This window comes from Agromyces binzhouensis (assembly GCF_004135055.1).
GTDB classification, from domain to species: domain Bacteria; phylum Actinomycetota; class Actinomycetes; order Actinomycetales; family Microbacteriaceae; genus Agromyces; species Agromyces binzhouensis.
In genome coordinates, this window is the sequence record NZ_SDPL01000093.1 from 1 (window position 1) to 9,212 (window position 9,212).

7 protein-coding genes and 1 pseudogene are annotated in these 9,212 nt (G+C 72.3%); 3 read left to right on the forward strand and 5 right to left on the reverse strand.

The features are described from left to right. The 5 genes from ESO86_RS06750 to ESO86_RS20145 form a co-directional block, all read right to left on the reverse strand. Positions 1–1,175, reverse strand: a 1,175-nt coding sequence (locus ESO86_RS06750; protein ID WP_165307436.1) for a hypothetical protein, incomplete at its 3' end; no start/stop codon positions are given. 1 nt (position 1,176) lies between these two features. Further along, a complete protein-coding gene (locus tag ESO86_RS06755) occupies positions 1,177–2,142 on the reverse strand; it encodes an S-methyl thiohydantoin desulfurase domain-containing protein (RefSeq protein ID WP_129234209.1) in 966 nt (321 codons plus the stop codon). 13 nt (positions 2,143–2,155) lie between these two features. Beyond that, positions 2,156–3,421, reverse strand: coding sequence for a hypothetical protein (locus tag ESO86_RS06760; RefSeq protein ID WP_129234210.1), 1,266 nt, complete (start codon positions 3,419–3,421; stop codon positions 2,156–2,158). A 32-nt stretch (positions 3,422–3,453) separates the two neighbouring features. Continuing rightward, entirely contained in the window at positions 3,454–4,785 is a 1,332-nt protein-coding gene (locus tag ESO86_RS06765) for an MFS transporter (protein ID WP_242492246.1), read from the reverse strand. 319 nt (positions 4,786–5,104) lie between these two features. Further along, a complete protein-coding gene (locus ESO86_RS20145) occupies positions 5,105–5,389 on the reverse strand; it encodes a PH domain-containing protein (protein ID WP_129234211.1) in 285 nt (94 codons plus the stop codon). Positions 5,390–5,462: 73 nt separating this feature from the next. Here ESO86_RS20145 and ESO86_RS06775 point away from each other — a divergent pair, with 73 nt between their 5' ends. From ESO86_RS06775 to ESO86_RS06785, 3 genes and pseudogenes are all read left to right on the forward strand, one after another. Continuing rightward, complete coding sequence (locus ESO86_RS06775) at positions 5,463–6,518, forward strand: NAD(P)H-dependent flavin oxidoreductase (protein WP_129234212.1); 1,056 nt, start codon at positions 5,463–5,465, stop codon at positions 6,516–6,518. Between the two features lie 368 nt (positions 6,519–6,886). Continuing rightward, positions 6,887–8,278 (forward strand): HNH endonuclease signature motif containing protein, encoded by a 1,392-nt coding sequence (locus tag ESO86_RS06780; RefSeq protein ID WP_242492247.1) that lies wholly within the window; start codon positions 6,887–6,889, stop codon positions 8,276–8,278. Positions 8,279–8,904: 626 nt separating this feature from the next. Further along, positions 8,905–9,212, forward strand: a pseudogene (locus ESO86_RS06785) (alpha/beta hydrolase); the annotation flags it as partial.

Here is a 9,212-nt window from a genome sequence, read left to right on the forward strand (position 1 = left end):
CCGATGCGATCGGCGAACTGCACGCGCTGGGCACGGGCGCGCGCGACCCGTGCGGCCGCGAGGGCTGCGTCGAGTGCCGCCGACACCGGCTCGCCGACCGGCACCGCAGCTGAGATTCCCGCGCTCGCTCGCAGGGCGAGACCGTCGCCATCCAGGACCCCGTCGACGATGGCCGCCAGTTGCGATGCGCTCCGCGAGCGGCGTTCGGGCAGGAGCAGCGCCCACGCGTCGCGGAACGGCGCCGCCCAGGCGACCGCGCGCTGCTCCGCGGCGACCTCGAGCACGCTCGAACCGAACAACTCGCTCTCAACGCCGCCCTCGGGCAGCAGCACGACGAATCGCAGCGGCGTCTCGAGCGGCCAGCCGCGCGCGGCGAGCACGGCCCGCAGGCGCCCACCGGGCGCTCCGTCGACCGCGATGACCTCGCGGAGCAGCGCCGCGGACGATTCGGTAGAGCGGAGTTCCTCGAGGCGGCGGAGCGCAGCCCACGCCGTGAGCGGCGGCACCGCGAGCTGCATGACCTGCTCGGCCACGGGTCCGGCCTGGGCCGCCCTGTCGGGGAACGCCAGCAGCCGGGCGGCACCGGCACGGTGCGGGAACGGCACGGACACCTCCAGCGGGGCCACCGCAGCCGGAACCGCGGCCGTCGCAGGGGGAAGCGCGCCCGCGACCGCCGCACCGGCCGCGTCGACCAGCGCGAATCGCAGAGCCGGCAGCACCTTCTGCAGGAGGGCCACCGCGCGCTTCGGGCTCAGCGTCGGCGCACCGAAGGAGCGTGCGGCCGCCGAGAGCGTGCCGGCAGCCGACGCCTCATCGGCGGCGACGATCGTCGCGACACGCACCGCGGCATCCAGCGGCGGCGCGGCGACTGACAGCACGGCGATCGCGAGCCGCTCCGCAAGGGCGCGCGTCGCACCGGTGTGCGCATCCGCTGAGGTCACGACGACGCAGGAGGCCGCGCGCTCCCAGGCGACGCGCACGGCCATGTCGACCGACCACGACTCGGCCGCGACGGCGCCCGTGAGCACGACGGCCGTCGCCGGTTCGACCCGCTGGAGCCCGTCGAGATCGTCGACGATACGCACGCCCGACACCTGGGCATCGCTCGGCCCGGCCAGCTCGGCCGGCAGATCGAGCCGGTCGACCAGGTCTGCCACCGTCAGGGAACGGGCCATCTCAACTCGCCTTCTCGCGCCAGACGTCGGGCACCTCGACGGCGACGACGTCGACGCGCATGCCGATCGCGCACCGGTCGGGGTCGATCACCTCGCCTTCCTCGCTGACGAGCAGGATCTCGTCTGGTGCCGAGGCGAGCAGGGCCCCATCGCCGAGTACGTGGAAGAACTCGTCTGCCGCGTCGGCACGCATCATCCGCTCCCGTCCGCCGACCTCCCGCAGCAGCACGCTGATACGAGCCGTCGGGGCGGATGCGGAGACCTCGATCGACGTGATCGCCGCTCGCGCGATCACCCGATGCGGCACCGTCGCGAGCGGCCTGCCGGGCCGGGCATCGAGGAACCGTGCGATCGTGCCCGGGTTCGCGGTCGCCCGCAGGTCGCGCCCGCCCATCGGGTAGCCGGCGAAGTAGATCCAGCCCCCGCTCGCCGCGATGAGCTTCGGGAACATCGCCGCGACCCGGTGCGAAGGCCCGTCGACGACGGTCGTCTCGCCGAAGGGCGACACCAGGACCGCGGGAGAGATCGGCAGCCCCGCGAGGGCGAACAACGACTGCTCGACCCGCGGCTGCACGCGCCCGCATCCGTCGGCATCGACGAGCTCGATGCCCGCTGCCGCCGCGGTCGCCAACGCGATCACGGCGTTCTCGCCCGCGGTGTTGAGCGGCAGGATGCCGCGCACCCGTCGGCCCGTCGCCCGCTCGAGCGCAGCGATGGCGCGCGCCGGTTCGGACCCCGATGGAAGGTTCTCGGCGACGGCAGTCGGGGACCCGATGATGCTGATGACCGCGTAGGCATCGTCGTCGGAGCATTCGGCGAGGTCGATCAACGGCACGGGCCCGGCAGCCACCGCCTCCGCCGCCCAGTCGTGCAGCACGTGCAGGGCCGAACTGTCGACCCCCGTCGCGAACGGTCGGGCACCATCGACGAGTGCGTCGACGTCTCCAGCCCGGATGGCGCGGCTCATGCGCTCGCCCCGCTCACGATGCACCGCTGAGGATCGAGACCCGAACGAAGCGCGACCCGTCGGGAACGTACGAGATGGGGACGGCGTCCACCTCCACCTGGCCGGGCTCGAGCGGATCCGCGCCGGCGACGACCGACCGCGACCGGGTCTCCTCGATGATCTCGGCGATCGCGGCGGGCATCCGCGCCTCCGATGCCGTCACGATCCGCTCGGTCTCCACGACCACGCCGCCGAGCGCAGCTCCCAGGGCGATCGCGTAGGCCGCATCGGGCAGTGCACGTGCGTCGTCGGAGTCGCCCACCACCACGACCGCATGCCGCGGCCGGTGCTGGAGGGCCGCCTCGATCGCCGCATCGGGGATCGAATCCCCCGGCTCTACCCGCTGCGTGTGCGCCTCGACGGGGTGGTGGTTGTGGTGGATGCCCCAGGCCTCCGAGACGTCGACCCGCGCCAGGCGTCCGCCCGAGACGCCGATCGTGGTGACCTGTTCCGCGTCGGCGAGCACCACGACGAGGTCGTCGGACGCCGCGAGCGCGAGCGCCCCTGCGACGGCGGCACGCGCGCGACCGTCGATCGAGCCGAACGGGTGGGTCGCGAAGTATTCGAGGGCGACGTGGCCGCCCACCCCGCGAGCCACCGACACCGGGATGCGGCCGAACACGGTGTCGAGTCCCTCCGCGAGCTCCGCCGCCCACGGCACCAGCGCCGCATCGAGCACCGCGCCGTTCTCGCGCTCGCGCAGCCCCATGCCGCCGTACACGTGCGACGAGGTGAAGGCGACGACAGGATGCGCAGCGCGGGCGACCCGCTCGATGCGCCGCTCGACCGCCGGTGCGGCGAGCGAGCCCGCCGCCGCGATCACGACATGCCTCGCACCCGAGGCGACGAGGCCGCCGACCGCGTCGAGCACCTCCGCCTCGGCGGGATGCGTCGACATCGTGCCGAGGAAGTCCGACCCGCCGGAGACGACGCGGACGCCGGCGACCTCGGAGCGACGCTCAGCCGGCCATCCGCTCAACGGCGCGAGGCTCGGCGCCGCAGCGGTCGCGACCCGCAACAGCCCGACTCGCTCCAGGCGGAGATCGGCGAGCGTCGGAGCGAGCGCCAAAGTCGCACCGTGGATCCGGTCGCGGATCGGTCGATCGACGCGCCGCAGCAGGTCGCGGCATCCGCCGACGATCGACCGCTGCCCTCGGATCTCCCCCCGCCACTCGACGGAATCGGCATCGACGACCACGGCGCGCATCCGCGCGGCCGTGACGTCGATGCCGATCCTCATGGAGTCATTCTCGGGGGCCGGTGACGCGCCGCCTAGTCGAGGGGCTTGCCCTCGGTCTCAGGCAGGGGCAGCGCGGCGAGGAACGTGACGACCAGGAACGCGGTGATGAACAGCACCGTCACGGTGAACTCGACCGAGCCGACCAGGAGCGCACCCACGACCGACGGGGCGATCGCGTTCGCGAGGAGCTGCGCCGACGTCGCCCAGGAGAAGCCGGCGGCACGGACCCGGGTCGGGTAGAACTCCCCGTTCCAGGTGTTCCAGATGCCCCATCCGCCGAGGATGAAGAACGAGAGCAGGAAGTTCGCCGCGTACAGCGAGGGCAGATCCCACGAGTACGCGAAGAGCACGCCACCGGCGATCGATCCGAGCACGAATGCGAGGAAGAGCTTCTTGCGGCCGAATCGCTTCGTCAGCCATGCGGCGACGAGGTACCCGGGGATCATGATCAGTGCGCTGATCGCGACGAACCCGAGCGAGGCGTCGAGCGAGAGGCCCCGCTCCTGCAGCAGCGTCGGGAGCCACACCTGCAGGCCCCAGTAACCCCAGTTGAACGCGAAGTTGATGACGAGCATCAGGAGCGTGCGGACGAGCAGCGGCTTCCTGATCAGCTCGAGCGGCGAACCCGACTTCGGTTCGGCCTCGGCGACGATCTCGACGTGTCCCTCGACGGGCGTGCCGAGCTTCGCGAGCACGGCGCGGGCGTCGGCGTCGCGGCCGCGACGCACGAGGTAGTAGGGCGACTCGGGCACCCAGGCCATCAGGACGAAGACCCAGACGCAGGCGACGGCGCTCGCGAGCGCGACGACCTGCCAGCCGAGGTCGCCGAACGCGACGGTCGCGCCGAGGGCGGCCAGCGTGCCGATCGGCCAACCGATCGAGAGGAGCACGGTCGCCCGACCGCGCACGCCGGTCGGCATGAGCTCGAGGAAGTACGGGAAGGTGACGGTGTACGCGCCCGCGAGTGCGAACCCGGAGACCACGCGGAGCGCGAAGAGCGTCTCGTAGTTCGGCGCGAACGCCACGAGCGCCGCGACCACGCCGTACGCGATGAGGCTGACGACCGAGATCGGCTTCCGACCGAACCGGTCGGCGAGCGGACCCCAGATGAGAGCGCCCGGAATCATGCCGATCGCGACGGCCGAGAGCACCCAACCGATCTGGACCGCATCGATGCCGAAGCTCTCCGCGATGTCACCGGACACGTAGACGAGCGCGAGCTGCTCCCACGATTCGATGACGAAGACGACGAACAGTGCGATCGCGATCTTGACGTGCGCGCTCCCGAAGCGCATGCGGTCGTAGACGGCGGCCAGGGTTGCCGGCGCGACGCTGCGCTCGGCTGGTTCCACGGTGCTGGTCACAGGGACTCCTCGGTGTGCGGGTTGGGGCGTGGTGGCACAGTAGGACATCCGCGAACCGCGCGATCGGGCGAGGTGCACTGCTCGATCATCTTCCATTGTGCGCGATGCACACCGTGGCCGCGTGTGAGATGGTCGGCGCACCGAGCAACCACACTCGCAGACGCCTGTGATCATTCCGAGCGTGCCCGGATCGCCGCGGGGGCGAGCCGTCGCGCTCGAACCGGCCTTGCGGTTGGAGCTCGCTCCTGGAGCTCCGCCCACCCGATCAGCTTCGCGAGATACCCGACGTCGAAGTGGCCGGCGAACTCGAGAGGCTGAATCAGATCTCGAGTGCGGCGCCACGATCGAAGGTACGCGAAGTCTCCATCGAGAACGTCTGGATCCCTCGAGTAGGGCAGCGACGTGGTGACGCGCAGCATGCCGGTGATGCCCGAATGTTCACGGCGATGATCCGCTTGTTCGCGAACATGGTGAACTCGCGCATGCCCTTCGCCGTGGCTAGGGACGTCTCGCCGTCGACGTACTGGGTGCGCACGCGGCATCGCGAATTGGCGCTGCCGAACGCGGCGATGGAATCCGCCGGCGACCCTCGCGTTGACCTCATCAGGGGACCCCGCGGAACGGGCGCCGGCGCTCGACGCAGCGGGCCGCCACTCTCTCAGAAACCGAGGAGCACCATGACCGACGCACGCACCCGGCTGACCGAGCTGCTCGGCATCCGGCATCCGATCGTGCTGGGCCCGTTCGGCGGGCTGTCGTCGGTCGAGCTGACCGCGATGGTGAGCGAGCTCGGCGGCCTCGGCTCGTACGGCCTCTACGGGTACGACGCCGACCGCATCCGCGAGACGGGAGCCGCGATCAGGGCCGCGACGAGCGGTCCGTTCGCGCTCAACATGTGGCTGCCGATGGCGACGGATGCCGCGCCCGAGCCCGGCGCGTTCGAGCGGGCCGTGGCATCCACTCGACCGTTCTTCGACGAACTCGGGGTGCCGGCGCCGGCGTCGCCGCCCGAGCGGTTCCTGCCGACGTTCGAGGAGCAGTGGGCGGCCGTGCTCGAGGTGCGGCCCGCCGTCGCGAGCTTCGTGTTCGGGGTGCCCCCGGCGAGCGTGGTCGCGAGCGCTCGCGAGCGCGGCATCCGCCTGGTGGGCACGGCGACGACGGTCAACGAGGCGGTCGCGCTGCAGGATGGCGGCATCGACGCGGTCGTCGCGACCGGGCTCGAGGCGGGCGGGCACCGGGTCGCGTTCCTGCGCGAGCCTGAGCAGGGCCTTGTCGGGTCGATCTCGCTCATCCCGCAGGTCGTCGACGCGGTCGAGGTGCCCGTGATCGCCGCGGGTGGGATCGCCGAACGGCGCGGCGTCGCGGCCGCGCTCGCGCTCGGGGCGGCGGGCGTTCAGGTCGGGACGGCGTTCCTTCGCACCCGGCAGTCGGCGACGACGGATGCGCACCGGGACGCGATCGTCGCGACGGCCGCCGAGGACACGGTGCTGACGCGGGTCATGAGCGGGCGGCTCGCGCGCGGCGCGGAGAACCGGGCGGTGCGCGAACTGACCGCGGCCGGCGGCAGGGCGCCGTTCCCGATGCAGAACTGGATCACGGGGCGCTTCCGCGCCGAGGCCGTGCGCGTCGGTCGAGGCGACCTGCAGTCGCTGTGGATGGGGCAGTCGGGGCGGCTCGCGGTGCGGGATGACGCGGGAGAGGTGTTCGCGGAGCTGGTCGCGGGGGTGGGGTGAGGGGCGACGGCGGCTGACGCGCGTCGATTCACCGGCTTCTCCTCGACGGCGAGCGCACGAGGGGTGGCACCGCCGTCAACGTGCCAAGACGGATGCCGCGGGCCGGTTCTTCCGCCGGGGTGTTCCGCGCGACGAAGTGCCTGGCCGGGGCCGCCGGCAAGGCATTGACAGCTGCCACTCGTGCGCCTGGGGCGGACCGGAGCGGGCGCCGATCACCTCCGTCGCGGTCCTGCCGGTGACACCGGTGGGTGCGACGACCCGTCCTCCACAGGGCTGTTGCAGCTGCACCCATCCACAGGCACTTTTGGCTGGTCAGCGGTGCTTTCATGAGCAGAGCGAATGTCAGTGGGTGCCTGCAGAATCGAGACATGGATCCGCCGCTCAGCGCACTCGACCGAGACGTCGAGACGTTGCGCGCGGCCTGGAGTGGTGCGATGCCGCCGTTCGGCACGACCGGCGGGGCGACGCAGGCCGAGATCGCCGAGATGAGCGATGCCGGTCTGGTGCGCGTGACCGACGCGCTCGCGCGGGTACGCCGCGACGCCGAGGCGCTCCTCGCGCGCGTCGCGGCCGAGGTGTCGAAGCGATCAAGCACCGAACGCGGCGATGCGAGCCTGGCGAGGGCCCACGGCTTCCACAACCCGGTGCGACTGATCGCCGCGTCGACCGGCGCTTCCCGGAGCGATGCGGCGAAGCTCGTCGCGGTCGGCACCGCCACGGCCGAGCGGCAGACGTTCAGCGGTGAGCGGCTGCCGTCGCGGCATCCGCACGTCGCCTCGGCGCTCGAGTCGGGCCTGATCGGCATCGACGCGGCGTCCGCGATCACCTCGATGCTCGACCGCGTGGGGCTGCGCGCCGACCCCGAGCTGGCCGACACCGTCGAGCGGGCCCTGGTCGAGCTCGCCTCGCGGGTGCCGCTCGACCTGCTCGTGCGCGGCGTCCGTGAGGCCGAGGCGAGGCTCGACCGCGATGGCGTCGAGCCTCGTGAAGAGCGGCTGCGCGGCGAGCGGTCGCTCGCGATGCGCGAAGACTCGGCCGGAATGGTGCACCTGCACGCCCGACTCGATCCCGAGACCGCAGCGCCGATCAAGGCAGCCGTCGAGGCGCTCGTGCGCGACGCGCTCCGCCGCCGCGAGCCCGGGGCTGCCGATCTTGCTCCCGTCATCGCCGACCAGCGCTCGATCCCCCAGATCCAGGCCGACGCGCTCGCCGCCATCGCGCGCCACAGCCTGGGCTGCGAGCAGACGCTCGCTCCGCTCGCCAAGACCACAGTCGTCGTGCGCCTCGACCACGCCGCACTCGTCGACGGGCTCGGTGCCGCCCGCATCGACGGCATCGAGCAGCCGATCTCGGCGACCACCGCCCGTCGTATGTCGGCGGACGCCGAGATCATCCCGATGGTGCTCGGCGGAGACGGAGTGCCGCTCGACCTCGGCCGCTCCGCCCGACTCTTCAGCCGCGCCCAGCGGCTCGCACTCGCCGAGCGCGACGGCGGCTGTGCCTCCTGCGGACAGAACATCGCCTACGTCGATGCTCACCACATCCGATGGTGGGAGCGCGACGCCGGCCCGACCGATCTCGCGAACGGCGTCATGCTCTGCTCGTTCTGCCACCACCGAGTCCACCGCGAGGGCTGGGGCATCCGCGCGACCCGAACCGAGGTGTGGTTCATCCCTCCCCCGCACGTCGATCCCGATCGCGTGCCCCGGCTCGGCGGCCGAGCGCGCTTCGCGTTGCCCGAGTGCCGGTCGGCGGCATGAGACCGGAGAGTGCGGCGGCGCTGCCGCGCTGGCGCGCCTGCGTGCTGGCGCGCTTCCGTGACGGCGCGGTTCTGTGCCGGCGCGGTTCCGTCGGGGTTCGGTGCTGGCGGGGTTCCGTGCCGGCCCGCTTCCGTACTGACGCGCTTCCGTATCGACGCGGTTCCGTGCTGGCGGGTTCCGAGTGGCCGCGGTTCTGTGCTGGCGGGTTCGAGTGCGCGCGGTTCCGTGCTGGCGGGTTCGTGTGCGCGCGGTTCCGTGCTGGCGGGTTCCGTGTGGGCGCGGTTCCGTGCTGGCGCGCTCCCGCGCCACCGCACTGCGACGACCCAGGGCCGCCGTCCCGGCGCGTGCGACTCCGGCCGCGAAGCCCGCAACACTCCTCGCGCCGACCTCGGCGAAATCGTGCAGCCGGGTCGCCGGGTCGCCAGGTCGCCAGGTCGCCAGGTCGCCGGGTCAGCCGGGTCAGCCGGGCCACCCCACCCGCTGCTACTCTTTCGGGCACCGTGCAACAACAGATCGAGGAGGTGAGTCCCATGAACGGAACGACGTGGGTGCTCCTCGCAGAGGTCACGGTCGGGCGATAGGTCGCCGGGGAGCGTCGATCAGGCACAATCCCGAAAGGCACGACCATGCACTTCACCAACACGACGCGCCCCGACGACCACGACCACCATCACGGCGTCGTCGAGCGCGGATTCATCCTCGACGACATCCCGGGCATCCTGTGGACGCCCGAACCGAGCGCCGCATCCGCCCCACTTCCGCTGATCCTGCTGGGGCACCCGGGCGGGCTCGATCGCATGCGTCCACGACTGGTCGCACGCGCCACCCAGGCGGCGGCACAGGGCTTCGCCGCCGCCACGATCGAGCTCCCCGGCAGCGGCGAACGGCCGCCGTCGCCCGACGCCGAGCAGGCACGCGCCGAGCTGCGCGCGCG

Coding starts and splice junctions, on each gene's coding strand:
- ESO86_RS20145 (WP_129234211.1), bottom strand. CDS start 5,389: ATGAGGTCAACGCGAGGGTCGCCGGCGGATTCCATCGCCGCGTTCGGC.
- ESO86_RS06775 (WP_129234212.1), top strand. CDS start 5,463: ATGACCGACGCACGCACCCGGCTGACCGAGCTGCTCGGCATCCGGCAT.
- ESO86_RS06780 (WP_242492247.1), top strand. CDS start 6,887: ATGGATCCGCCGCTCAGCGCACTCGACCGAGACGTCGAGACGTTGCGC.
- ESO86_RS06755 (WP_129234209.1), bottom strand. CDS start 2,142: ATGAGCCGCGCCATCCGGGCTGGAGACGTCGACGCACTCGTCGATGGT.
- ESO86_RS06760 (WP_129234210.1), bottom strand. CDS start 3,421: ATGAGGATCGGCATCGACGTCACGGCCGCGCGGATGCGCGCCGTGGTC.